17 protein-coding genes, 1 tRNA gene and 1 riboswitch are annotated in these 23,684 nt (G+C 66.8%); of the genes, 10 read left to right on the top strand and 8 right to left on the bottom strand.

What is annotated here, in order from left to right; genetic code table 11:
- Positions 1-106: 106 nt before the first annotated feature.
- The 6 genes from fba to THSYN_RS04865 all read right to left on the bottom strand — a co-directional run bounded on the left by fba (position 107) and on the right by THSYN_RS04865 (position 8,318).
- Positions 107-1,171, bottom strand: coding sequence for a class II fructose-bisphosphate aldolase (fba, locus tag THSYN_RS04890; protein ID WP_100918145.1), 1,065 nt, complete (start codon positions 1,169-1,171; stop codon positions 107-109).
- A gap of 224 nt (positions 1,172-1,395) precedes the next feature.
- Positions 1,396-2,838, bottom strand: a complete 1,443-nt coding sequence (gene pyk, locus THSYN_RS04885; protein ID WP_100918144.1) for a pyruvate kinase — start codon at positions 2,836-2,838, stop codon at positions 1,396-1,398.
- Positions 2,839-2,840: 2 nt separating this feature from the next.
- Positions 2,841-4,022 carry a phosphoglycerate kinase gene (locus THSYN_RS04880; RefSeq protein WP_100918143.1) on the bottom strand — a complete coding sequence of 394 codons (1,182 nt, stop codon included), beginning with the start codon at positions 4,020-4,022 and terminating at the stop codon, positions 2,841-2,843.
- A 306-nt stretch (positions 4,023-4,328) separates the two neighbouring features.
- Complete coding sequence (gene gap, locus THSYN_RS04875) at positions 4,329-5,330, bottom strand: type I glyceraldehyde-3-phosphate dehydrogenase (protein WP_100918142.1); 1,002 nt, start codon at positions 5,328-5,330, stop codon at positions 4,329-4,331.
- A 92-nt stretch (positions 5,331-5,422) separates the two neighbouring features.
- The gene (gene tkt, locus THSYN_RS04870; protein WP_100918141.1) at positions 5,423-7,429 is read right to left on the bottom strand and encodes a transketolase; all 2,007 of its coding nucleotides are present in this window, start codon (positions 7,427-7,429) and stop codon (positions 5,423-5,425) included.
- Between the two features lie 331 nt (positions 7,430-7,760).
- Positions 7,761-8,318 carry a thioredoxin family protein gene (locus tag THSYN_RS04865; protein WP_100918140.1) on the bottom strand — a complete coding sequence of 186 codons (558 nt, stop codon included), beginning with the start codon at positions 8,316-8,318 and terminating at the stop codon, positions 7,761-7,763.
- Positions 8,319-8,865: 547 nt separating this feature from the next.
- Between THSYN_RS04865 and metK the strand changes: the two genes are divergently transcribed.
- From metK to THSYN_RS04845, 4 genes are all read left to right on the top strand, one after another.
- Entirely contained in the window at positions 8,866-10,056 is a 1,191-nt protein-coding gene (gene metK, locus THSYN_RS04860) for a methionine adenosyltransferase (protein ID WP_100922300.1), read from the top strand.
- A gap of 183 nt (positions 10,057-10,239) precedes the next feature.
- Positions 10,240-10,338: riboswitch (S-adenosyl-L-homocysteine riboswitch) on the top strand.
- A gap of 21 nt (positions 10,339-10,359) precedes the next feature.
- Positions 10,360-11,766: an adenosylhomocysteinase gene (gene ahcY / locus THSYN_RS04855; RefSeq protein ID WP_100918139.1), complete on the top strand. Its 1,407-nt coding sequence runs from the start codon at positions 10,360-10,362 to the stop codon at positions 11,764-11,766.
- Positions 11,767-11,986: 220 nt separating this feature from the next.
- Positions 11,987-12,844 (top strand): methylenetetrahydrofolate reductase [NAD(P)H], encoded by an 858-nt coding sequence (gene metF, locus THSYN_RS04850; RefSeq protein WP_100918138.1) that lies wholly within the window; start codon positions 11,987-11,989, stop codon positions 12,842-12,844.
- 13 nt (positions 12,845-12,857) lie between these two features.
- Positions 12,858-13,292, top strand: coding sequence for a hypothetical protein (locus tag THSYN_RS04845; RefSeq protein ID WP_100918137.1), 435 nt, complete (start codon positions 12,858-12,860; stop codon positions 13,290-13,292).
- Positions 13,293-13,304: 12 nt separating this feature from the next.
- On the opposite strand, the gene THSYN_RS04840 is transcribed toward THSYN_RS04845, so the two are convergent.
- Entirely contained in the window at positions 13,305-14,825 is a 1,521-nt protein-coding gene (locus tag THSYN_RS04840) for a hypothetical protein (RefSeq protein WP_100918136.1), read from the bottom strand.
- A gap of 227 nt (positions 14,826-15,052) precedes the next feature.
- Here THSYN_RS04840 and THSYN_RS04835 point away from each other — a divergent pair, with 227 nt between their 5' ends.
- From THSYN_RS04835 to THSYN_RS04825, 3 genes are all read left to right on the top strand, one after another.
- A complete protein-coding gene (locus tag THSYN_RS04835) occupies positions 15,053-15,526 on the top strand; it encodes a hypothetical protein (protein WP_157817461.1) in 474 nt (157 codons plus the stop codon).
- Positions 15,527-15,591: 65 nt separating this feature from the next.
- Positions 15,592-18,297 (top strand): DNA polymerase I, encoded by a 2,706-nt coding sequence (gene polA, locus THSYN_RS04830; protein ID WP_100918134.1) that lies wholly within the window; start codon positions 15,592-15,594, stop codon positions 18,295-18,297.
- A 321-nt stretch (positions 18,298-18,618) separates the two neighbouring features.
- Complete coding sequence (locus tag THSYN_RS04825) at positions 18,619-19,014, top strand: PilZ domain-containing protein (protein WP_100918133.1); 396 nt, start codon at positions 18,619-18,621, stop codon at positions 19,012-19,014.
- Positions 19,015-19,151: 137 nt separating this feature from the next.
- Here the strand turns inward: THSYN_RS04825 and THSYN_RS04820 are convergent, their stop codons facing one another.
- Positions 19,152-19,520: a DUF2782 domain-containing protein gene (locus THSYN_RS04820; RefSeq protein WP_100918132.1), complete on the bottom strand. Its 369-nt coding sequence runs from the start codon at positions 19,518-19,520 to the stop codon at positions 19,152-19,154.
- A 566-nt stretch (positions 19,521-20,086) separates the two neighbouring features.
- On the opposite strand from THSYN_RS04820, the gene THSYN_RS04815 reads away from it, so the two are divergent.
- From THSYN_RS04815 to THSYN_RS04805, 3 genes are all read left to right on the top strand, one after another.
- A complete protein-coding gene (locus THSYN_RS04815) occupies positions 20,087-20,938 on the top strand; it encodes a Uma2 family endonuclease (protein ID WP_236848915.1) in 852 nt (283 codons plus the stop codon).
- Positions 20,939-21,165: 227 nt separating this feature from the next.
- Entirely contained in the window at positions 21,166-23,166 is a 2,001-nt protein-coding gene (locus THSYN_RS04810) for a UvrD-helicase domain-containing protein (protein WP_100918131.1), read from the top strand.
- A 358-nt stretch (positions 23,167-23,524) separates the two neighbouring features.
- Positions 23,525-23,601: transfer RNA gene (locus THSYN_RS04805), tRNA-Arg, on the top strand.
- Positions 23,602-23,684: the final 83 nt, after the last annotated feature.

The following is a 23,684-nucleotide window of genomic DNA, read 5'->3' as shown; positions in this document are numbered from 1 at the left end:
GGTATGCAACCGCAGCAGCGCCACAAGCGCAGGACGCGACCCTCAAGCAAAAAAAAGGGCGCCCGCAGGCGCCCCCATCTTTTTTCGGCGCTAGCCGAAAAAAGGTCTAGTTGATCTTGGGGTCCAACTCGCCCTTGGCATAGCGGTTGGTCATGACCTCCAGCGACAGGGGCGTGATCTTGCTGGCCCAGCCGGCGGTGCCGAAGGCTTCATAGCGGGCCTTGCAGATGCCGTACATGGCCTTGGTGGCGACGGCCAGGTACTTGCGGGGGTCGAATTCCTTCGGGTGTTCGGCGAAGAACTGGCGGATGGCGCCGGTGGAGGCCATACGCAGATCGGTGTCGATGTTGATCTTGCGCACGCCGTGCTTGATGCCTTCGACGATCTCGGCGACCGGTACGCCATAGGTCTCGCCCATGTCGCCGCCGAACTTGTTGATGATGGCGAGCCACTCCTGGGGCACGGACGAAGAACCGTGCATGACCAGGTGGGTGTTGGGGATGCGGGCGTTGATCTCCTTGATGCGCTGGATGGCCAGGATGTCACCCGTGGGCGGGCGGGTGAATTTGTAGGCGCCGTGGGAGGTGCCGATGGCGATGGCGAGCGCGTCGACCTTGGTCTTGGCGACGAAGTCAGCGGCCTCCTCGGGGTCGGTGAGCAACTGGCTGTGGTCCAGCGTGCCCTCGGCGCCGACGCCGTCTTCTTCGCCGGCCTGGCCGGTTTCAAGCGATCCCAGACAGCCCAGTTCGCCCTCGACCGAGACGCCGCAGGCGTGCGACATGGCGACCACGGTCTTGGTCACGTCCACGTTGTAGTCGTAGGAGGCGGGGGTCTTGCCGTCTTCCTGCAGTGAGCCGTCCATCATGACGGAGGAGAAGCCCAGTTGGATGGAGCGCTGGCAGATGGCGGCGGAGGTGCCGTGGTCCTGGTGCATACACACCGGGATATGCGGCCACTCTTCGATGGCGGCCAGGATCAGGTGGCGCAGGAAGGGGGCGCCGGCATACTTGCGGGCGCCGGCGCTGGCCTGCACGATGACCGGGGAGTCGGTCTCGTGGGCGGCCTGCATCATGGCGCGCATCTGCTCCAGGTTATTGACGTTGAAGGCCGGGACGCCGTAGCCGTGCTCGGCGGCGTGGTCCAGCAGTTGACGCATTGAAATCAAGGCCATGGGGTTCTCCTCGTTGTGTGATCAGGGTTCGTGATGGTGGTTGATGGATGGCGTGCGCTATATCTTATGTCACGCCCTTTCAGGGCTGAGTCAATAGGCCTAACCGCTTACCCAGGGCGTTGCCCTGGGCTGGTATGTATGACCCCGTTGGGGTCATACCGCTTGATGGCTCGTTGGCTCGTTGGCCTGTTCGACCAGTCGGCCGGCGTGAATGTCACCGGGGCCTAGTCGTGCACCAAGAGCTTGTGCTCGCCGACGCGCATAATCTTCATGATGTTGGTCTGGCCTTCGACACCGGAGCGATCTCCCTTGGTGATGATGATCAGATCGCCGTCCTGTACGGTGCCGCTCCGCTTGAGGTCTTCGACCACCTCCATGTTGACCTCGTGGACGTTCTTGCTCGACGCGTCGAACTGTACCGGGTAGACCCCACGGAAAATCGCCATCTTACGGCGCGTCTCGGGCGCGCCTGCCATTGCATAGATAGGGATGCCGGAGCTGATCCGGGACATCCAGCGAACCGTGGAGCCGGTCTTGGTGAGGGCAGCGATCGCCTTCACGCCCAGGTGATTGGCGGTATACATGGAGGCCATGGCGATGGCCTCGTCGACCCGCCCGAACACGGAGTCGATGCGATGCCCCGAGCGGGTGACCTGCCGCTCCGCCTCGCTGCAGATGCGGTCGAGCGCCTCCACCACCTGGGCCGGGAAGCGCCCGACCGATGATTCGGCGGAGAGCATGACGGCATCGGTGCCGTCGAGCACGGCGTTGGCCACGTCGAACACCTCGGCCCGGGTCGGGATGGGGTTGTCGATCATGGACTGCATCATCTGGGTGGCGGTGATGACCACCCGGTTGAGTTCCCGGGCGCGATGGATCAGGTGCTTTTGCACCGCCGGGAGCTTGGCGTCGCCGATTTCCACACCCAGGTCGCCGCGGGCGACCATGATCACATCGGATGCCTCGATGATCTCATCGACCGCGTTCAGGGCCTCCGCCCGCTCGATCTTGGCGACGATGCCGCCCCGGCCGCCGGCCGCGCGCAGCAGTTCCCGGGCCAGTTCGACATCCGCGGCGCTGCGCACGAAGGAGACGGCGAGATAGTCCGTCTGCAGTTCCGCGGCGAGTTGGATGTCTTCCTTGTCCTTCTCCGTCAGGGCCGGGGCCGAGAGTCCGCCGCCCTTCTTGTTGATGCCCTTGTTGTTGGAGAGCTTGCCGCCGACGACGACGGTGCAGTCGATGCGCCCGTCGGTCACGGCGTCGGCCAGCAGTTCGATGGCCCCGTCGTCGAGCAGCAGGATGTCACCCGCACGCACGTCGGCCGCCAGTTCTGGGTAGGTGGTGCCGACCTGGGTCCAGTCGCCGTCCATCAGGGGGCAGGCGGCGTCGATGGCGAAGGGGTCGCCGTTGGTCAGGGTGATGGCGCCATCGGTGAAGCGCCCGATGCGGATCTTGGGACCCTGCAGGTCCAGCAGGATGGCGATCTCCCGGTCGGCGGCCCCGGCGCGCTCACGCACCAGGCGCACCCGCTCGCGGTGACGCTCGTGGGTGTCGTGGGACAGGTTGAGCCGGACCACATCGACGCCCGCGGCGATGATGGCATCCATCACCGCCGGGGTGTCCGTGGCGGGCCCTAGAGTCGCGACGATTTTGGTACGTCTGGGCATTCTCAGCCCTTGGCGCGGGATTCGAGCATGGCGACCGCCGGCAGGGTCTTGCCCTCCAGATACTCCAGGAAGGCCCCGCCCGCCGTGGAGATGTAGGATATCTTGTCGTAGATGCCGTACTTCTGGATCGCCGCGATGGTGTCGCCGCCGCCTGCCAGGCTGAAGCCCGCGGCGTTGGCGATGGCCATGGCGACGGTCTTGGTGCCGCCGCCGAACTGGTCGAACTCGAAGACGCCGACGGGGCCGTTCCACACGATGGTGCCGGCCTTGGCGATGATATCGGCCAACTGCTGGGCGGACTTGGGGCCGATGTCGAAGATCATGTCGTCGTCGGCCACGGAGCCTGCGTCCTTGACCACGGCGGGCTCGCTCTCCGCGAAGTTCTTGCCGGTCACGACATCCACCGCGATCGGGATGGTCGCGCCGCGGGCGGTCATCTTTGCCATCAGGGCCTTGGCGGTCGGGATCAGATCCTGCTCACACAGCGACTTGCCGATACCGTGTCCGCTGGCGGCCAGGAAGGTGTTGGCGATACCGCCGCCGACCACGAGCTGGTCCACCTTCTCGGACAGGGCCTCGAGCACGGTCAGCTTGGTCGAGACCTTGGAGCCGCCGACGATGGCGACCATGGGCCGTGCCGGGTTGGCCAGTGCCTTCTTCAGTGCGTCCAGTTCCGCGGCCAGCAGCAGGCCGGCACAGGCGGTGGGGGCGAACTTGCCGACGCCGTGGGTGGACGCCTGGGCGCGGTGGGCGGTACCGAAGGCGTCCATCACGAAGACGTCGCACAGGGCGGCATATTTCTTGGCCAGTTCCTCGTTGTCCTTGCCCTCGCCCTTGTTGAAGCGGACGTTGTCGAGCAGGACCAGTTCGCCGTCGGCGATGACCGGGGTATTCTCGAAATAGTCACGGATCAGGCGCACCGGGCGGCCCAGCTTGACGGCCAGGTCGGCGGCGACCGGTGCGAGCGAGTCGGCCTCGGAGAAGACGCCCTCCTCCGGCCGCCCCAGGTGGGACATGACCATCACCTTGGCACCGGCCTTGATGCAGTGCTCGAAGGTGGGCATGGAGGCGCTGATACGCGCGTCCGAGGTGACCTTGCCGTTCTTGACCGGGACATTCAGATCCGAGCGGATCAGCACCCGTTTACCGGCGAGGTCGAGATCGGTGAGCTTGATGAAGGACATGGGGCAACCCTCTCGTGCGTAGTTAATAGAGCCGTCGGGAAAACCGCGGGGCTTTCCGGAGGACTCTGGATGTGGCTGGTGCCGTAAAGTGCAAATCCCGATACCATTCGAGATCAGTCGTGAGCGTGAGAAATAGACAGGATTAACAGGATTTCTCAGGATTTACAGGATGTGCTGTTGATGCACGTCGCGCCGTATTTATCCTGTTAATCCTGCAAAATCCTGTTAATCCTGTCCAATTTCTTGGCTCTTGGCGGTACTAGTGGCTGGTGGGACGGTCCCACCGACCACCAGCCATCGACCGCTTTACTTCGCGACGTGCTCGACCAGGCGCAGCATGTTGCAGGTATAGCCATACTCGTTGTCATACCAGGAGACGACCTTGACGAAGGTCGGGTCGAGCGCGATGCCGGCCCCGACATCGAAGATCGACGGGGTGCTGCAGCCGCGGAAGTCGGTGGAGACCACCTTCTCCTCGGTGTAACCCAGGACGCCCTTGAGGTCGCCGGACTCGGAGGCGGCCTTCATGGCGGCGCAGATCTCCTTATAGGAGGCGCCCTTGACCAGTTCGACCGTGAGGTCGACCACCGAGACATCGGAGGTCGGCACGCGCAGGGCCATGCCGGTCAGCTTGCCGTTGAGTTCCGGCAGCACCACGCCGACGGCCTTGGCCGCACCCGTGGAGGAGGGGATGATGTTCTCCAGGATGCCGCGACCGCCGCGCCAATCCTTGGAGGAGGGGCCGTCGACCGTCTTCTGGGTGGCGGTGGCGGCATGGACCGTGGTCATGAGGCCGCGCTTGATCCCCCAGTTGTCGTGCAGGACCTTGGCGACCGGCGCCAGGCAGTTGGTGGTACAGGAGGCACCGGAGATGATGGCCTGACCGGCGTAGGTCTTGTGGTTGACGCCGAAGACGAACATCGGGGTGCTGTCCTTGGAGGGGGCGGACTGCACGACCTTCTTAGCGCCGGCGGCGAGGTGCTTCTGGCAGGACTCTTCGGTCAGGAAGAAGCCGGTGGACTCGATGATGAGGTCCGCGCCGATCTCGCCCCACTTCAGGTTGGCGGGGTCCTTCTCCGCGGTCAGGCGGATGGACTTGCCATTGACGATCATGGTGGTGCCGTCGACGGCGATGTCGCCGGGGAAGTTACCGTGGACCGAGTCGTACTTGAGCATATAGGCCAGGTACTCGGGGTCCAGCAGGTCGTTGATGCCGACCACCTCGATGCTGGGGAAGTCCTTGGAGATGGCCCGGAAGACCATGCGCCCGATACGGCCGAAACCGTTGATGCCAACTTTGATTGTCATGCGTGTGCTCCTGTCGAGTGGTAAAAATCACGCCTCGGCGCGGGCGCGCGAGGTTTGAATGGGTGGCGGGGGCCCTGCGGCCCCGCGCGCTGTCAGAGGACGCCCTTCACCGTGGCGACTACATGGTCGACGGTGAAGCCGAACTCCTTCATCAAGGCCCCGGCCGGGGCGGACTCGCCGAAGCGGTCGATGCCGACCACGGCCCCGTTGGTGCCCACATACTTCCACCAGCCGGCGGTGACGGCGGCCTCCACCGCCACCCGCGCGGTCACGGCGCGGGGCAGGACGGATTCGCGGTAGGCCGCATCCTGGGCGTCGAAGGTATCGGTGGAGGGCATGGAGACCACGCGCACCGCCTTGCCGGTCAGGGCCTCGGCCGCCTTCATCGCCAACTCCACCTCGGAGCCGGTGGCGATGATGATGGCGTCCGGGGTGCCGGCGCAATCGCGCAGCACATAGCCGCCGCGCTCGATGGCGGTGAGCTGGTCCGGGGTCCGGGGCATGTGGGCTAAGTTCTGGCGCGAGAAGATCAGGCAGGAGGGCCCGTGCTCACGCTCGATGGCGAGCTTCCAGGCCACGGCCGACTCCACCGCGTCGCAGGGGCGCCAGACACTCATGTTGGGGATCATGCGCAGCGTCGGGATCTGCTCCACCGGCTGGTGGGTGGGGCCGTCCTCGCCTAAGCCCACGGAATCGTGGGTGTAGACGAAGATGGTCCGGATCTTCATCAGGGCCGCCATGCGCAGTGCATTGCGGGCATACTCGGAGAACATCAGGAAGGTCGCGCCATAGGGGATGAAGCCCCCGTGCAGGGCGATGCCGTTCATGATGGCGGACATGCCGAACTCGCGCACGCCGTAGTAGACATAGTTGCCGTCGGTCTCGACCTTACCGATCCCCTTGCACCCCTTCCAGAGTGTCAGGTTGGAGCCTGCCAAATCCGCCGAGCCGCCCAGCAACTCGGGCAACAGGGGACCGAAGCCGTTCAGGGCATTCTGGGACGCCTTGCGCGAGGCGATGGTCTCGGCCTTGGCGACCACGGCGTCGACGAAGGCGTCGGCGTCGGCCGACCAGTTGGCCGGCAATTCGCCGGCCATGCGGCGCTTGAACTCGGCGGCCGCGACGGGATAGGCCGCGGCATAGGCGGCGAAGCGTTCGCTCCACGCCGCCTCGGCGCTGGCGCCGGTCTCCTTGGCGGACCAGCCGGCATAGATGTCGGCCGGGATCTCGAAGGGCGGGTAGGGCCAGCCCAGCTTCTCGCGCGTCAGGACGATCTCCTCCGCGCCCAGGGCCGCGCCGTGGCACTCCTCCTTGCCCTCTTTGTTGGGTGAGCCGAAGCCGATGATGGTCTGGCAGCAGATGAGCGAGGGCCGCTCCTCGACCGCGCGCGCCTCCTCGATGGCCGCCTTGACCGCCTCGGCGTTGTGGCCGTCCACCTTGGGGATGACGTGCCAGCCGTAGGCCTCGAAACGCTTGGGGGTGTTGTCCAGGAACCAACCCGGGGTATTGCCGTGCCCGCGCACCTCGCCGTCGATGGAGATGTTGTTGTCGTCGTAGATCGCGATCAGCTTGCCCAAGCCCAGGGCGCCGGCGAGCGAGCAGGCCTCGTGCGAGATCCCCTCCATCAGGCAGCCGTCGCCCAGGAACACATAGGTGTGGTGGTCGACGATCTCATGACCCGGCTGGTTGAACTGGGCGGCCAGGACCTTCTCCGACAGGGCCATGCCCACCGCGTTGGTGATCCCCTGGCCCAGGGGGCCGGTGGTCGTCTCCACCCCCGGCGCGTAGCCGTACTCCGGGTGTCCCGGGGTGCGGGAGTGCAGTTGGCGGAACTGCTTCAGGTCCTCGATCCCCAGGTCGTACCCGGTCAGGTGCAGCAGGGAGTAGATCAACATCGAGCCGTGCCCGTTGGAGAGCACGAAGCGGTCCCGGTCCGCCCAGTGGGGGTTGCCCGGGTTGTGCTTCATGAAGTCGTTCCACAGGACCTCGGCGATGTCGGCCATGCCCATGGGCGCCCCGGGGTGGCCCGAGTTGGCCTTCTGGACTGCATCCATGCTCAGTGCACGGATGGCGTTGGCAAGTTCTCTGCGTGAGGACATGGCCCCTCCTGAATATTTTTTAAGACCAGTATGTTGCGCGATCCGCCGCGAACCGGTCCAAGACCGGGCGGCGGTACTGCGGTGCGCGGTGGCGCGGTTGCCGGGGGCACGGTGTGGCGGGTCTCCACCACCGCGGGAACGCACCTGGTCAGGGTCCGCCCGCCCGTGCGTTTCCGGGGCCTCGCTCGTCCGGCCGGATTCCGGGCGCGTACCCCCGAAAATCAAAGCGAGCTTATGCCCGCAAAGCGAGAGCCTTGTCAATTGCCGGATACTGAGAATCAGTCGGAGGCCGTCCTGCCCCCATCGATCGGGCGTGCTTACCGGACGCTGGTCAGCCCGCCCGCCACTTGATCGAACAGCCCATGCTCGGGGCCTGCTCCGCCGGCCCGCGGCCGGTCTGTGCCACCTCGCGCATCGCCTCGAACAGGTCGCGGCGCACGTCCGGCGCCGCCGCCTCCTTGCGGCTCTCGTCCAGCCGACCACGGTACTGGAGCCCGAGTGCGGCGTTGTAGCCGAAAAAGTCGGGTGTGCAGACGGCCCCGTAGGCGCGGGCGACGCCTTGCGTCTCGTCGTACAGGTAGGGGAAGGGGTAGCCGAACTCGCGGGCCACCCGCTGCATGTCCTGGAACGAGTCCTCCGGATAGTCAGCCGGATCGTTGGACATGATGGCGACACAGCCGATCCCAAGCGCCTGGAGGTCCTTCACGTCGCGCACGAGTCGTTCACGCACCGCCTTGACGTAGGGGCAATGGTTGCAGATGAACATCACGAGCAGTCCGCCCACGCCACGGCACTGATCGCGGGTCCAGACCCGGCCGTCCACGCCGGGGAGGGAGAAGTCCGGGGCCGGCGTGTCGAACGCACAGACAGGGGTTTGCAGCGATGCCATCTGGGACCTCCGGGGTCTGGGATTAGCGGTCGGGGTCAGGGGCTTGGCTCGCCGGCGTCCAGCCGCCGACCGGGATTCAACATACGATCGATTTCTCGACGAGTTGCCGGCCGACGTCTTGGGCGATCCGCGCTGCGCCCATCAGCGCAAACGAGGATTATTGCACACAATCATAAGCATCGACTAATCAGGGAAACTTATCCGCGACTTAGAACAATCCTTATGACTCCTCGACGGCGCCCCGCGCGCCGGGGCGTTGCGGTCCCCCTCGCCATCCGCAAAGCTCCCGGTGCTGCGGTCATGTCGCTGCGCCTTGGTCCGAACCTGATGCTTGCCGAACGGTCAAGCGCCGAACAGACGACAAGTTACGGCATCGCGGCACCGGCTTGATCGCCGCGTTGATTCACCAAAACCGGGGGGGGCGGTCGTGCGTGCGCGGCCGACGGCGCGATACCCGGTCGCTGGGGGCTAGGATCTCTGCCGACGAATCGTTATCCTAGTCGGCTTGGTCTACCGTACCCCAGCCGCAACCGCCAGTTTCAAGGTCATGAGCAAAGACTATATCTTCACCTCCGAGTCAGTTTCCGAGGGCCATCCGGACAAGATGGCGGATCAGATCTCCGATGCCGTGTTGGACGAGATCTACCGTCGCGACCCTAACCACACCAAGGCGCGGGTGGCCTGCGAGACCCTGGTGAAGACCGGCTTCGTCATGCTGGCGGGGGAGATCACCCTCACGGACGCGGATCTCAAGATCGACTACGAGCGGGTCGTGCGCCAGGTGGTCAACGAGATCGGCTACGACAACTCGGAGGTCGGCTTCGACGGTCACACCTGCGGTGTGCTGGTAGCCTTGGGCGAGCAGTCCCGCGACATCGACATGGGCGTGAACCGGGAGACCGAGGAGGCGCAGGGGGCCGGCGACCAGGGGCTGATGTTCGGCTACGCCACCAACGAGACGGATCTCCTGATGCCGGCCCCGATCGATTATGCCCACCGGCTCTGCAAGCGGCAGGCCGAGGTGCGCAAGAACGGCACCCTGCCCTGGCTGCGCCCGGACGCCAAGTCGCAGATCACCTTCCGCTACGAGGATGATCGGCCGGTGGCGATCCAGGCGGTGGTACTCTCCACCCAGCACAGCCCGGACGTGAGCCTCACCACGCTGCAAGAGGCGGTGATGGAGGAGATCATCAAGCCCGTGCTGGGCGCGACCGGTTGGCTCAAGGCCGATACCCGCTACCACATCAACCCCACCGGCAAGTTCGTGATCGGCGGCCCCGTGGGTGACTGCGGCTTGACCGGGCGCAAGATCATCGTCGACACCTACGGCGGCATGGCCCGTCACGGGGGCGGCGCCTTCTCCGGCAAGGACCCGTCCAAGGTGGACCGTTCCGCCGCCTATGCCGGGCGCTACGTGGCCAAGAATGTCGTCGCCGCGGGCCTGGCGGACAAGCTGGAGATCCAGGTCTCCTACGCGATCGGGGTGGCCGAGCCGACCTCCGTGTCGATCGACACCTTCGGCACCGCCAACGTCAGCGAGCACCGGATCATCGAGCTGATCCGCGAGCACTTCGACCTGCGGCCCTACGGGATCATCCGCATGTTGAATCTCGGCGACAAGGACCTGATCAAGTACCGCACGACGGCCGCCTACGGCCACTTCGGGCGCAGCGAACCGGGCTTCACCTGGGAGCGCACCGACAAGGCCGCGGCCCTGCGCGCGGCGGCCGGCATCTAAGAAATATTGCCGCAAATGACGCAAATGGACGCAAATGAGGAGGATGATACCCGGTCGCTGACGGCCTGACCCGGACCTCCCGACCCGCCGAGCCGGGGCCAATCTCTCCAGCGAGCCGCGTCCACCGTATTGATTTGCGTCAATTTGCGTTCATTTGCGGCTGAATCGTCTTTCCAAAACCTCGCTACCGAGGAGCGTTGCGACCTGGGGGACCCACGATCGTGGGGGCGCCCCAGGCCAGGCTCGGTGGCCGGGTCGACCTCACAACGGCGCTCACTCACGTTTAACTCCGGAGCTAAACCCATGAGTGAGTTCACCGACTACAAAGTGGCGGATATGTCCCTGGCCGACTGGGGCCGCAAAGAAATCCGCATCGCCGAGACCGAGATGCCGGGCCTGATGGCCCTGCGCAAGAAGTTCGGTACGACCAAACCGCTGGCCGGCGCCCGGGTAACCGGCAGCCTGCACATGACCATCCAGACCGCGGTCCTGATCGAGACCCTGGCGGCACTGGGCGCCCAGGTCCGCTGGGCCTCCTGCAACATCTTCTCGACCCAAGACCACGCCGCCGCCGCCATCGCGGCCGTCGGCATCCCGGTCTATGCCTGGAAGGGCGAGACCCTGGAAGAATACTGGTGGTGCACGGAGCAGGCCCTCAACTGGCCCGACGGCGCCGGGCCCAACATGATCCTGGACGACGGCGGCGACGCGACGCTCCTGGTCCACAAGGGCGTGGAGTATGAGAAGGCCGGCGCGGTCCCCGCCCCCACGGCAGACGACAACGAGGAATGGACCGCCATCCTGGGCCTGCTCGCGCGTACCTTCGAGCGGGACCCCGAGCATTGGCACAAGGCCGCGGCGGGCATCAAGGGGGTCACCGAGGAGACCACCACCGGCGTGCACCGTCTCTATGAGATGGCCACTGCCGGGACCCTGCTGTTCCCCGGCATGAACGTGAACGACTCGGTCACCAAGTCCAAGTTCGACAACCTCTACGGCTGCCGCGAGTCATTGGTGGACGGTATCAAGCGCGCCACCGATGTCATGATCGCCGGCAAGATCGGCATGGTCTGCGGCTACGGCGATGTGGGCAAGGGCTGCGCCCAATCACTGCGCGGCCTGGGCGCCACCGTCTGGGTCTCCGAGATCGATCCCATCTGCGCCCTGCAGGCGGCGATGGAGGGCTTCCGGGTCGTGACCATGGAGGAGGCGGCGCCGCTGGCGGACATCTTCGTCACCGCCACCGGTAACCTGCGGATCATCACGCATGACCACATGGCCGCCATGAAGGACCAGGCCATCGTCTGCAACATCGGTCATTTCGACAATGAGATCGACGTGGCCGGCCTCAGCAAGTACCAGTGGGAAGAGATCAAGCCCCAGGTCGATCACGTCATCTTTCCCGACGGCAAGCGGATCATTCTGCTCGCTCAAGGGCGTCTGGTAAACCTGGGCTGCGCCACCGGCCACCCGAGCTTCGTCATGTCCGCGAGCTTCACCAACCAGGTGCTGGCCCAGATCGAGATCTATGCCCACACGGCCAAGTACCCGATCGGGGTCTATATCCTGCCCAAGACCCTGGATGAAGAGGTCGCGCGCCTGCACATCGGCAAGATCGGGGTGCATCTCACCACCCTGACCCGCACCCAGGCGGACTATATCGGTGTAGCGGTGGATGGGCCTTATAAGCCCGACCATTACCGCTACTGACAGGGCGCTGCGCCCTGTCTCGCGACCTGCTTAAGCCCTGCAAGGGCGTGACATAAGGCTCTGGGTCCGTATGTCACGCCCGTTCAGGGCCATGCCGATTAAACGACGCTATCCCAGGGCCTGGCCCTGGGCTGGTAGGTTCGACCCCGTTGGGGTCGGTAGGCAAACGCTACCGTGACTCCGGCCGGGAGGCCGGAATCTGGCCCAGGGCAATACCAGCATGAACGCCACTGATCAACACCGACCCGCCTTCAGCTTTGAACTCTTCCCCCCCAAGACGCCGGAGGGAAGCGCGAAGCTCAAGACCGTCATCGCCGAGCTCGCGGCCGTCGCGCCGGAGTTCTTCTCGGTCACCTCCGGTGCGGGGGGCTCGACCCGCGCGGGCACCTTCGAGACCGTCGCCTGGCTGCGCCGCCAGGGTCTCGACACCGCCCCGCACCTTGCCTGCATCGGCTCCAACCCCGATGAGGTCCGCGCCCTGCTCGCGGGCTACGGCGCCCAGGGCATCCACCGGATCGTCGCCCTGCGCGGGGATCTGCCCTCCGGCACCGGGACCGGGTCCGCCGGCGCCTTCCGGTATGCCAATGAACTGGTCGAGTTCATCCGCGCCGAGCACGCCGCCGATTTCCATATCGAGGTCGCCGCCTACCCCGAGTACCACCCCCAGGCCCCCAATCCGGCGCGGGATCTGGAGAATTTCAAGCGCAAGGTACAGGCTGGGGCCGACTCCGCCATCACCCAGTACTTCTACAACGCCGACGCCTACTTCGGCTTCGTCGATGCCGCCCGCACGCTGGGGGTGGAGATCCCCATCGTCCCCGGCATCATGCCCATCACCAACTACACCCAGTTGGCCCGTTTTTCCGACGCCTGCGGGGCCGAGATTCCACGCTGGGCGCGGCGGCGGCTGGAAGGCTACGGGGACGACCTGGAGTCCCTGCGCGCCTTCGGCCACGAGGTCGTACTGCGCCTCTGCCGGAACCTGCTCGACGGCGGTGCCCCGGGACTGCACTTCTACACCATGAACCAGTCCGGCCCGACGTTGCGCCTGTGGGCGGACCTCGGCCTGTCGACCTGAGGGCGGGTGAGACATGAAACGCGCGCTGTGCATGCTTTGCGTTGTACTCCTCAGCGCTTGCGCGGGAGGCCCGCCGGCTGATACGTCATCCGGGAATCTGGAAATCACGGTGGCTCACATCCGGCGCGACTGTGCGCGTGAGCTCGTGACGAACGCCATCGTCTCGCGCGGCTACCAGATCGCGTCGCAAGACGACTACCAGGTGATTGCCCGTCGCATCCGCCCCGGGCGTGCGTTTGAAAACAATCGCGAAGAGCGTCTGACGGTACTCTTCCTGGCCCAGCCGGCGCTCTCCGCACTGAAGATTATTGTTTACGCCAACCTGGTCACGCATTTCGGCACCCCGTTTGAATCGTTCGATCCAATCCGTCCCACTCAAATCAAGCAAGAGCATCTCGATGTCGTCAGGGCTGATATCCAGCGCAACTGCCCGGTCTGGAGGAGGTGAGACCGGCGCGGACTATTCAACCAGGCTGCACGCGGGATCACCGCAGTGCAGGAATTTTAGATCCCCATTGGTCTCGTCGTAGTAACTGACGATGGGTAGTCCGTCCGCTCCGATGGCGATGCTCGTATGCCAGCCCACGGAGCCGTTGGCATCGGGTGCCGTGAGGCGTACGTTGGTGCAGGCGCGGTCGCTGCAATGGGCGATCTTGAGTTTGCTGTGGGTGTGGTCGTGATAGCTGATGACGGGATTGCCGTCGGTGCCTAAGGCCATGGCCGCGTTGGAGCCGACCGAGCCGCCGCCGTCGATGACCGCCAGTTCGGCCTTGGTGCAGTCGGCGTCGGTGCAGCGGGCGAGCTTGAGGTTGTCGTTGAAAAAGTCCCAGTAGGCGATGAGGGGCAGACCGTCGTCGGGGACCACGATATCAGTCCCCAGGCCCACACCGCCCATATCCACGGCCGTCACCCGGGCGGAGGCACAGGACGGGCTGGTGCAGCGGGCGAACTTGAGGTCGCGCCGGGTCACGTCGAAATAGCTGATGACCGGATTGCCGTCGGCACCCAGTGCGATGCTGGTGTACCAGCCGACATTGCCCACGCTGTCGACCGTGGCGCGCTCGAACGCGGCGCAATCCTGGTCGAGGCAATGGGCCACCTTCAGATCGCCCCGCGTCTTGTCGTAATAACTGATGACAGGCAGACCGTCACGCCCCAGAAGCAGCGACGTATGCTGTCCGACCTGGCCCTCGGTATCGATCGTCTGCGCCTTGAAGGTCAGGCACTCGGGGTCCTCGCACCGGATGAATTTGAGGTCCTTGCGGGTGTTGTCGAAATAACTCATGCGCGGCAGGCCGTCGGCGCCGACGATCAGGGCGTTGGACCACCCCACATCCCCTTCGGTATCCATGGCCCGCAGGGCGGCACTGGTACAGGAGGGGTCCCGACAGCGCGCGAGCTTCAGGTCCCGATTGGTGTAGTCGAGATACAGGATCAGGGGGTTGCCGTCGGCGCCCACCGCGATGGACGTCGACCAGCCGACGTCGCCGCCGCGGTCGATGACCTGAACCTGATTGGACGCGGGGCCGGCCGGGCGGGGGGCGCCGCCGTTGTCGCCGGTACCGGGGCCGGGCGGCGGGCCTATGACCAGTGTGTAGACAGCGAAGCGGGTGCGGTCATTGCCGGCGATCACCGTCAGCAGATGGGTGCCGATGCTGGCCTGGTCGGCCGACAGGGGGTCGGTCACCAGGCGGGTCTCGGTGGCGTTGGCGATGCTCAGGACCGCCGCGTCCAGCTTGACCGTGGGCAGGCGATGGCCGCCGAAGTTCTCACCGATAATGGTCAGGCGTCGCGTCTTCGGCTCCAGGGTGGCGCTGATGATCTGCAGTTGCGGCTCATCCGACCAGAACCCGTCGGTGGGCACGCGCCGCCCGGCGGGCGTCGCAGTGCCGGCCGCGCCGTCGGGGACCGCGTCCGGGGCGGCGGCGCCGGCGGATGCCGACACGACCGCCAGGATCAGTAGGAGAAGGGGGGCGCGCATCGGGGGCCAGTCTGGGATCGGATATGAGACATTAGTGACGATGTTAGGCCGCAATTCCCCGCGGGAGTGTTGCCTGGTTCTGGATTCCGCAGATCTGCGGGCAGTCCCGCATCTTACCTGGCGGGGACGCCCCGCTGCGCGGGCGGATGTCGCGGAAATTGTGTCCGTCCTGGCCCATACTCTCGTCAAGACAGCCAACCCCTGGGGCGACCGTGACCGCCGAGCGCATGATCCAACGTTACGCCGCCTTTTTTCGCGGCTGGGCCCAAGCCTTTGGGGAACACCGCAGCCTTGGGGACCCCGCCGCCGGGATGCGCTGGCTGGTCGGCGACGATCAGGTCGGACTGATCCTGAATCCTGGCCTCAAGCGCCTGCTGTATCCCTTGTTCCTGTACCGATCCGAGTTGGCCGCGCCCACGGCCATGCTGCGGCCCGACGGGCTCGTGATCGATACGACCCTGATCCCGCTGGTCGGCGCGGCGCCCACGCCGCTATCGCAGATCCTTGAACTGATCGGCCGCCCAGGACCCTTGCACCTCTACCAGACCTATCACCTCATCTATCCCTCGGGCACCCGGATACTCACCCTGAGCGCCCGGGCGCCGCTGCCGATCCTCTACCGGGAGTTGGCCCCGGTCCGGCTCCTGATCGAGGAGCCGACGGGCGACCCGCCCGCGCCCCCGGACAGCGGCCTCAATTAGCCGGCGCCGCCGTGCTACCGTTGCCTTCCCCCTGCCCTGCCCCTCTCCCTGCGACGAGACCGCCCATGGCTGCCAAGTATCCACTGATTCTGGTCGACGGTTCAGGCTATCTGTTCCGCGCCTATCACGCGCTCCCGAAGTTGACCAACTCCCAGGGCGAGCCAACCGGCGCCCTGATAGGGGTCCTCGCCATGCTGCGCAAACTGATCGAGCAGCACCAGCCCGACTTTATCGGGGTGGTCTTCGACGCCGCGGGTCCGACCTTCCGCGACGCCCTCTATCCCGCCTACAAGGCCACTCGCCCGCCCATGCCTGCGGACCTGCGCGCGCAGATTGCGCCCCTGCAGGAGGTGATCCGCGCCATGGGCCTGCCGCTGCTGGTGATCCCGGGGGTGGAGGCCGATGACGTGATCGGCACCCTGGCCACCAGCGCCGCCGCGCAGGGCCTGCGGACCCTGATCTCCACCGCGGACAAGGATATGGCCCAACTGGTGGATGACCATGTGACCCTGGTCAACACCATGACCGATACCCTGCTCGACCCGGATGGGGTCAGCGCCAAGTTCGGCGTACCACCGGGGCTTATCGTCGATTATCTGAGCCTCGTGGGCGATGCGGCGGACAACGTCCCCGGGGTGCCCAAGTGCGGCGAGAAGACGGCGGCCAAGTGGCTCAAGGAGTACGGCGACCTGGACGGGGTCGTCGCCAACGCCGGGCGGATCACGGGCAAGGTCGGGGAGCATCTGCGTGCCGCGCTCGGGCAACTCCCGCTCGCCCGCCAATTGACCACGATCAAGCGGGATGTGGCGCTCGACCTGGGGCCCCGGGACCTGATCCCCGCGGCACCGGACACAGTCGCCCTGCGCCACTGGTATGAGCGTCTGGAGGCCCGGCGCCTGCTCGCCACCCTGGATGACGCGGCTGGGGTCCTGCCCACTGCGCCGCCCGCCAGTCGCCCGGCCGCCGACTACGATCTGGTCCTGACCGCGGACGCCTTCGCGGACTGGGTCGCCCGCCTGGAGTCCGCCGACCTCTTCGCCTTCGACACCGAGACCACCGGGCTCGACTACATGAGCGCGGACCTGGTCGGCGTCTCCTTCGCGGTAGCGGCCGGCCGCGCCGCCTATGTGCCGGTCGCCCACTGCTACCCCGGGGCCCCCGACCAGCTCAGCCGCGCGACGGTGTTGGCCCGCCTGCAACCGCTCCTGGAGGACCAGTCCCGCGCCAAGGTCGGCCAGAACCTCAAGTACGACATGAGCGTGCTCGCCCGCCATGGCGTGACCCTGCGCGGCATCGCCCACGACACCATGCTGGAGAGCTATGTGCTCGACAGCACCGCCAGCCGTCACGACATGGACTCCCTGGCCAAGAAATACCTGGACTATGACACCGTCCACTTCGAGGACATCGCCGGCAAGGGGGCCAAACAGATCACCTTCGACCAGGTCCCGCTGGAGCCCGCGGCCCACTACGCGGCCGAGGACGCCGATATCACCCTGCGCCTGCACCAAAGCCTGTGGCCGCGCCTGCAGGCCACCGGTCGGCTGGCGGCGCTCTACCAGGCGTTCGAGATGCCGCTGGTGCCGGTCCTCTCGCGCATGGAGCGCACCGGCGTGCGCATCGACCCCAACCTGCTGGCGGTGCAGAGTGGGGAACTGGCCCAGCGCATCCACGACCTCGAGCAGCAGGCCTATGACACCGCCGGGCGCCGCTTCAACCTGGGTTCTCCCAAGCAGATCGGTGAGATCTTCTTCCAGGAACTGGGGCTGCCGGTGCTGGTCAAGACCCCCACCGGCGCGCCCTCGACCGCGGAGGAGGTCCTGGCGCAGCTCGCCGACCAGGGCCATGCGCTGCCGCGGCTGATCCTGGAGCACCGGGGGCTGTCGAAGCTGCGCTCCACCTACACCGACAAGCTCCCCAAGATGATCAACCCGGACACCGGGCGGGTCCACACCTCCTATCACCAGGCGGTCGCCGCCACCGGTCGGCTCTCCTCCAGCGACCCCAATCTGCAGAATATCCCCATCCGCACCGAGGAGGGGCGGCGCATCCGTCAGGCCTTCGTCGCCGCGCCCGGGTACCGCATCCTGGCCGCCGACTATTCCCAGATCGAGCTGCGCATCATGGCCCACCTCTCCGGCGACGAGCGCCTGCTGGCCGCCTTCGCGAGCGGCCAGGACATCCACCGGGCGACCGCCGCCGAGGTCCTGGGGCTCAGCCCGGAGGCCGTCACCACCGAGCAGCGCCGCTCCGCCAAGGCCATCAACTTCGGGCTCATCTACGGCATGTCGGCCTTCGGCCTGGCCCGTCAACTCGGCATCGACCGGGGGGCGGCCCAGGAGTATGTCGATCGTTATTTTGCCCGCTACCCCGGGGTGCGCGCCTTCATGGACCGCATCCGCGCCCAGGCCCGCGAGGACCGCTACGTGGAGACCCTGTTCGGCCGCCGCCTCTATCTCACGGACATCGGCCACAGCAACCAGGCGCGCCGCGCCGCCGCCGAGCGCACCGCCATCAATGCCCCCATGCAGGGCACGGCGGCCGACATCATCAAGCGGGCCATGATCAGCCTGGATGGGTGGATCGAGCAGGAGCGCCCGCCCGTGCGCATGATCATGCAGGTCCACGACGAGTTGGTCTTCGAGGTCGTCGCCGAAGCCGTGGACGCGGTCCGCGGGCGCATCCGCGGCGACATGGAGCGGGCGGCGGAGTTGGCGGTCCCGCTGGTGGTGGACCTCGGTGTCGGCGCCGACTGGGATCAGGCCCACTGACCCCGTGGCGCCGACGAACGGTCGGATCCGGTCTCGGAACTTTTTCCGACCGTGAAACTCTGATATAGCAAGTCTCCTCTGCTCGGAGCCGCCGATCCTCCCCCCCGTGCGGCTCCCTTGTCCCCGGCCATCCCAGCCGGGGAAGCAATTACCCCGAAAGCCCACCCCCGGACCTTCGGGGTTTCTTTTTGCGCGTCGCTTGCAGCCGCCGTCCCGGTCGGGAGGTCCGGTTCACACGATTGTCATTTGAATTCAACCACGCGATGAACTATTGTTCCTAACATAATAAAGAACGTCGATAAACCAAAGGAGGAGCAAACCATGATGGCCGAGCGCCACGACCCTGTCAGACACCCGATCGACATCGAGGTGCAAATCCTGTACCACGGCCGGCGATTTTTCACGGCGCGTGGACGCAGCCTGTCGACTCAGGGGATGTATCTCAATGTACGCAACCTGACCCTGCCCGTCGGCACCCGGGTCGAGTTGGAAATGGAGTGTGTGGGGAAGCCGTGGCGCCTGGAGGCGGCGGTGGTACACCGCAGCCCCGCCGGCGTCGGGGTCAAATTCCGTGAGGTCCAGCCGGAGCTGGACCTGGGGTTGGATCGCGCGCTGGACGCGATGCTGACGCAACTGGAGCCCCTGATGTCCCCGCCGCCGACCCTGGGCCGCGCCGCCGCCGCGACGGCTCCCGCGCTGGCGCGCTTGCACGACTAGGCTGACCGGACCACCCGCGTTGCCAGGCCAGGGTCCTGGAGTGCGGGTGGCAGACCATCGCCGCCCCGCCGGTGTGCCGGGCGCGGTCGCACCGGCGCTCAGGCGTAGGGTGCGCCGTGCGCACCAGGCGGCTGCGGTCAGTCCCAGGAAAACAGCAGCCACTGATTGACGTTGATGTCCATCGGAATGCTGCTGCGCTGGTCCAGGGACCCGTCCCCGTTGCTGTCGATCAGGTAATAGGCCGGGCCGATCTGGGGCTGGATCTTGGTCATGTAGAGCCGGCCGCGCACCCGGTACTCGTAGATGGTCTCGTTCGCACCCTCCCGGATGGTGATCTCGGGCTCGACCGGGTCCCCGGTCACGGGCGAGGGAGCCACCGACGGCGACTCCAGGAATCCGCCCGCGCCGGGCGCGGGGGGGGTGGCCGGCGGCGGCGGCGGGTCTTCTGCCAGCACGGGGAGCGCGCAGGCCAGGAGCAGCAAGGCAGGGGCGGCAAAAAACTTCATCGAGTGCTCGGCGTCACCGTGGGCGGAGGAGACCGCCATGGTATTACGAACGGCCGCGGATAGAAACGGCGCGTTCCCGGGCGCCGTTTCTCTGGCCTGATGCCACTGCAAGTTTCCCCCATGCAGCCCACGCCGGACGGGGTATGGGCCTGTCCGGAACGGTTTCCGGGATGTGTGTGGCTGCCGGGGTTTGCCGACCGACGCCTGAAGTTCCGGACGGGATGGATGCCCGGGCCCGCCTGCGGCAGGTCGCCCCGGCCTGCGACCGGTACCGCGGCCGGCTCGACCAGATCTTCAAGACGCTGGAGCGGACCCTGCAACTCACCGCCTTCGTCATGCTCTGGCGAATCAGATCACGGAAGCCCTGCTTCCGGACTCGGAGTACGCGCGAAGCGGGGCTTCGCGGACCGTGTTCCCAGGGGGACCTTGCGAACGAGTGCGACGACTGTCGGCTGCACCCGCGCCCGGAAGTGCTAACCTTTGACCAGTCCCGCCACCAACTGTCGCGAGGTCGACCCATGCCCAGGACTACCAGCGCCCGAGCCAGAGTGCGCCGGCCACCGGCGATGCCGCTGGTGAGCGAGCCGGTCTCTCAAGACGGCCGCGAGGTCACCGAGGAGGAGTACTGGCGCGACTATTACTTCGAGTCAGACGTCCATTACGAGTGGAACAACGGTCGCCTGGAGGAAAAGCCGGTGTCCGACTATGGGACCTTTCTCGTCTATGCCTGGTTCACCGAGTTGCTGCGGCACTTCCTGCGCGCCCGCCCCGGCGCGCGGATGGTGGCCCTGGAGATGGGCTTCCGGCTGGCCTTGCCAACCGGCACCGTCATCCGCAAGCCGGACTTGGGCGTCCTGCGCGACGGCAATCCGGTGCCGCTCCAGCCGCTGGACGCATCTTACCGCGGGGTCTTCGATCTCTGTATCGAGGCCCTGTCGGACAAGGATCGTCGCGGCATCGCGCGGGACGCGGTCACCAAGCGGGCCGAGTACGCGGCCGGCGGCGTGTCTGAGTATTACATCCTGCACCGCGAGCCCGAGCGTCAGGTCTTCTACGCCCGTACGGCCGCCGGGATCTATGTGCCCATCGTGCCCGTGGCCGGGGTGATCGGCTCCCGCGTCCTGCCGGGGTTCCAGTTCCGTCTGGACGACCTGCTGACCCAGCCCAGCCCCGAGGCCATGCGCCACGACCCCGTCTACGCACAGTTCGTGCTGCCCGGCTGGCGTGAGGCCGAGGAACGGGCGGCGGCGGCCATGCAGCAAGCGCAGGCGCAGGCGCAAGCCGAGGCACAGGCGCGGGCCGTGGCCGAGCAAGGCATGCAGCAGGCCATCGCGGCCCGGGAAGCCGCCGAGGCGGCGCGCGCCCAAGCCGAGGACGCGCTGGCGCGCCTCAAGGCGGAACTGGCGAACCGGGGCTGAGTGTCGCGGGTCTGCCCTTGGGGCCGTATTGGCGGGCACCCCCAGCAGGCGCCCACCACCGGGTTAAGCCTTGGACTCCAGTGGCAGGCGGCCTGGGCCGCGAGCGCGGCTTCAGTTGACGGCAGTGAAGCGGACGCCTGATACAGCGCGTGGGCGCGCCCGGTCGCTTCCGCCCGGCTGCCCTTTCCCGGATAATCGAGCCCTCTCCCTCCCCTTTGCGCGGTGCCATGAACGGCCTCAACCCCAACCAAACCGAGGCCGTGCGCTACACCGCCGGCCCCCTGCTGGTCCTGGCCGGTGCCGGCTCCGGCAAGACCCGGGTCATCACCCGCAAGATCGCCCACCTGATCGGTACCTGCGGCATCGCGCCCCGCCACATCGGCGCCGTCACCTTCACCAACAAGGCGGCGCGCGAGATGCGCGAGCGCGCCTTGAAGGAACTCAAAGGCCGCGACAGCCGGGGCCTGCGGGTATCGACCTTTCACACCCTGGGGCTCGACATCCTGCGCCGCGAGCACAGCGCGGTCGGCCTGCGCCCCGGCTTCTCCCTGCTGGACGGCCAGGACAGCGAATCGCTGGTCAAGGAGCACCTGCGCGGCATCCCCAACGCGGACGCCTTCAACCCGGCGGCCGTGGCGCACCGGATCTCGGCGTGGAAGAACGACCTGATCGACCCGGATCAGGCCCGCTTGCTCGCCGTGGACGCCTTCGAGGCCCAACTCGCCGGGCTCTATGCCGACTATGAGCGCAGCCTGCGCGCCTACAACGCGGTGGACTTCGACGAACTGATCCTGGGACCGGCACGCCTCTTCGCCACCCACCCGGAGGTCCTGGAGCGCTGGCAGGGGCGCATCCGCTATCTCCTGGTGGACGAGTACCAGGACACCAATGGCGCCCAGTATGAACTGGTGCGCCAACTCGCCGGCCCCCGCGGCGCCTTCACCGTAGTGGGCGACGACGACCAGTCCATTTACGCCTGGCGCGGCGCCCGGCCCGAGAACCTGGCCCGTCTCAAGGATGACTACCCGACGCTCAAGGTCATCATCCTGGAGCAGAATTACCGCTCCAGCGCGCGCATCCTCGCGCTGGCCAACCACCTGATCAAGCACAACCCCCACGTCTTCGAGAAGCGCCTGTGGTGCGACCACGGCCCCGGCGAGGCCCCGCGCGTCCTGAGCTGCCGCGACGAGGCCCACGAGGCCGAGCGCGTCGTCTCCGAAATCCTCCACTGCAAGTTCACCGACGGCGTCCCCTTCGGCGACATCGCCATCCTCTATCGCGGCAACCACCAGGCGCGCCCCTTCGAGAAGGCCCTGCGCGAGCACAGCATCCCCTATTTCCTGAGCGGCGGGACCTCCTATTTTTCCCGCACCGAGGTCAAGGACCTGATGGCCTATCTGCGGCTGCTCGCCAATCCGCAGGACGACGCCGCCTTCCTGCGGGTGGTCAACACCCCGCGCCGCGAGATCGGCCCCACCACCCTGGAGCACCTCGCAACCTATGCCCGTGGGCGCGGGGTCGGCCTGCTCGCCGCCTGCGGGGAACTGGGCCTGGGTGAGCACCTGGCGGAGCGCCAACGCGAGCGGCTCCAGGCCTTCACCGACCTGATGGGCACCTTCGCCGAACGCGCCGCGGCCGACCCGGTCACCGCCGTGCGCGCCTTGGCCGAGGCCATCGACTACCCGGGCTGGCTGCGCGAGAACGCCTCGAGCCAGGCGGTGGCCGACCGGCGCATGGACAACGTCCACGACCTGATCGAATGGCTCGGCAGCCTGAACAAGGGTAACCACCAGGCCAAGACCCTGGGCGAGATGGTCAGCCACCTGACCCTGATGGACGTACTCGACCGCCAGGACGAGGAGACCGGCGGCGACCGCGTCCACCTGATGACCCTGCACGCCGCCAAGGGGCTGGAGTTCCCCCAGGTCTTCCTGGTCGGCATGGAGGAGGAGATCCTGCCCCACCGCACCAGCATCGAGGAGGACAGCATCGAGGAGGAACGCCGCCTGGCCTATGTCGGCATCACCCGGGCGCGGCGCGCCCTGACCTTCAGCTATGCGCGGCGCCGCAAACTCTTCGGTGAGTTGATCCAGACCGAACCCAGCCGCTTCCTCGCCGAACTGCCCGAGGGCGCCCTGGAGCGCGACGACCAGCGCGCGGCCGACCCCGCCGCCGGCCGCGCCCGCGGCCTGGCGCATCTGGCCAACCTGCGCGGCATCCTGGGCTAGCCTCCCGCGGTCCCCCCCACCGGAGGCCGAGGCTTCAGCCGGTGGGCCGCGAAGAGTGGTCCGTCGCCCGGAACCCGCGGGTCCCCGTGGGAGCGGCTTCAGCCGCGACGAGACTACGCGGCAGCCTGCGAGGTCGCGTCGCGGCTGAAGCCGCTCCCACCGCGTCGCTGCGCGACCCTCAGGGTCTCCGGCCGGACGGGCCGGCCCTGGTCCGCCCGCCCGGCCCCCGGCGGCGTCCGCCACGCGGATATGGACGCACCGCCCCGGCCCCTGTATCCTTACAAGTCGCGTAGAGCAGACCGCAAGGGTCCCTCGCCAACGCCGCGACTTACGACCTTGAGGGTCAATCGAGTCACAAGCGCCCGTAGCTCAGATGGATAGAGTACAGCCCTCCGAAGGCTGGGGTCACAGGTTCGAATCCTGTCGGGCGCGCCAAATTCCTCTCTGAATCACACCGACGGCGCCATCCGGATGGCGCCGTCGGTGTTTCCGGGTCCGCATGTCGTTCCGTCCGATCT

It is taken from the genome of Candidatus Thiodictyon syntrophicum (genome assembly GCF_002813775.1).
Classification (GTDB): domain Bacteria; phylum Pseudomonadota; class Gammaproteobacteria; order Chromatiales; family Chromatiaceae; genus Thiodictyon; species Thiodictyon syntrophicum.
The sequence above is the reverse complement of the archived record's forward strand: the minus strand, read 5'-3'. Positions and strand labels throughout refer to the sequence as shown.

Coding starts and splice junctions, on each gene's coding strand:
- fba (WP_100918145.1), bottom strand. CDS start 1,171: ATGGCCTTGATTTCAATGCGTCAACTGCTGGACCACGCCGCCGAGCAC.
- pyk (WP_100918144.1), bottom strand. CDS start 2,838: ATGCCCAGACGTACCAAAATCGTCGCGACTCTAGGGCCCGCCACGGAC.
- THSYN_RS04880 (WP_100918143.1), bottom strand. CDS start 4,022: ATGTCCTTCATCAAGCTCACCGATCTCGACCTCGCCGGTAAACGGGTG.
- gap (WP_100918142.1), bottom strand. CDS start 5,330: ATGACAATCAAAGTTGGCATCAACGGTTTCGGCCGTATCGGGCGCATG.
- tkt (WP_100918141.1), bottom strand. CDS start 7,429: ATGTCCTCACGCAGAGAACTTGCCAACGCCATCCGTGCACTGAGCATG.
- THSYN_RS04865 (WP_100918140.1), bottom strand. CDS start 8,318: ATGGCATCGCTGCAAACCCCTGTCTGTGCGTTCGACACGCCGGCCCCG.
- metK (WP_100922300.1), top strand. CDS start 8,866: ATGAGCAAAGACTATATCTTCACCTCCGAGTCAGTTTCCGAGGGCCAT.
- ahcY (WP_100918139.1), top strand. CDS start 10,360: ATGAGTGAGTTCACCGACTACAAAGTGGCGGATATGTCCCTGGCCGAC.
- metF (WP_100918138.1), top strand. CDS start 11,987: ATGAACGCCACTGATCAACACCGACCCGCCTTCAGCTTTGAACTCTTC.
- THSYN_RS04845 (WP_100918137.1), top strand. CDS start 12,858: ATGAAACGCGCGCTGTGCATGCTTTGCGTTGTACTCCTCAGCGCTTGC.
- THSYN_RS04840 (WP_100918136.1), bottom strand. CDS start 14,825: ATGCGCGCCCCCCTTCTCCTACTGATCCTGGCGGTCGTGTCGGCATCC.
- THSYN_RS04835 (WP_157817461.1), top strand. CDS start 15,053: ATGATCCAACGTTACGCCGCCTTTTTTCGCGGCTGGGCCCAAGCCTTT.
- polA (WP_100918134.1), top strand. CDS start 15,592: ATGGCTGCCAAGTATCCACTGATTCTGGTCGACGGTTCAGGCTATCTG.
- THSYN_RS04825 (WP_100918133.1), top strand. CDS start 18,619: ATGATGGCCGAGCGCCACGACCCTGTCAGACACCCGATCGACATCGAG.
- THSYN_RS04820 (WP_100918132.1), bottom strand. CDS start 19,520: ATGAAGTTTTTTGCCGCCCCTGCCTTGCTGCTCCTGGCCTGCGCGCTC.
- THSYN_RS04815 (WP_236848915.1), top strand. CDS start 20,087: ATGCCGCTGGTGAGCGAGCCGGTCTCTCAAGACGGCCGCGAGGTCACC.
- THSYN_RS04810 (WP_100918131.1), top strand. CDS start 21,166: ATGAACGGCCTCAACCCCAACCAAACCGAGGCCGTGCGCTACACCGCC.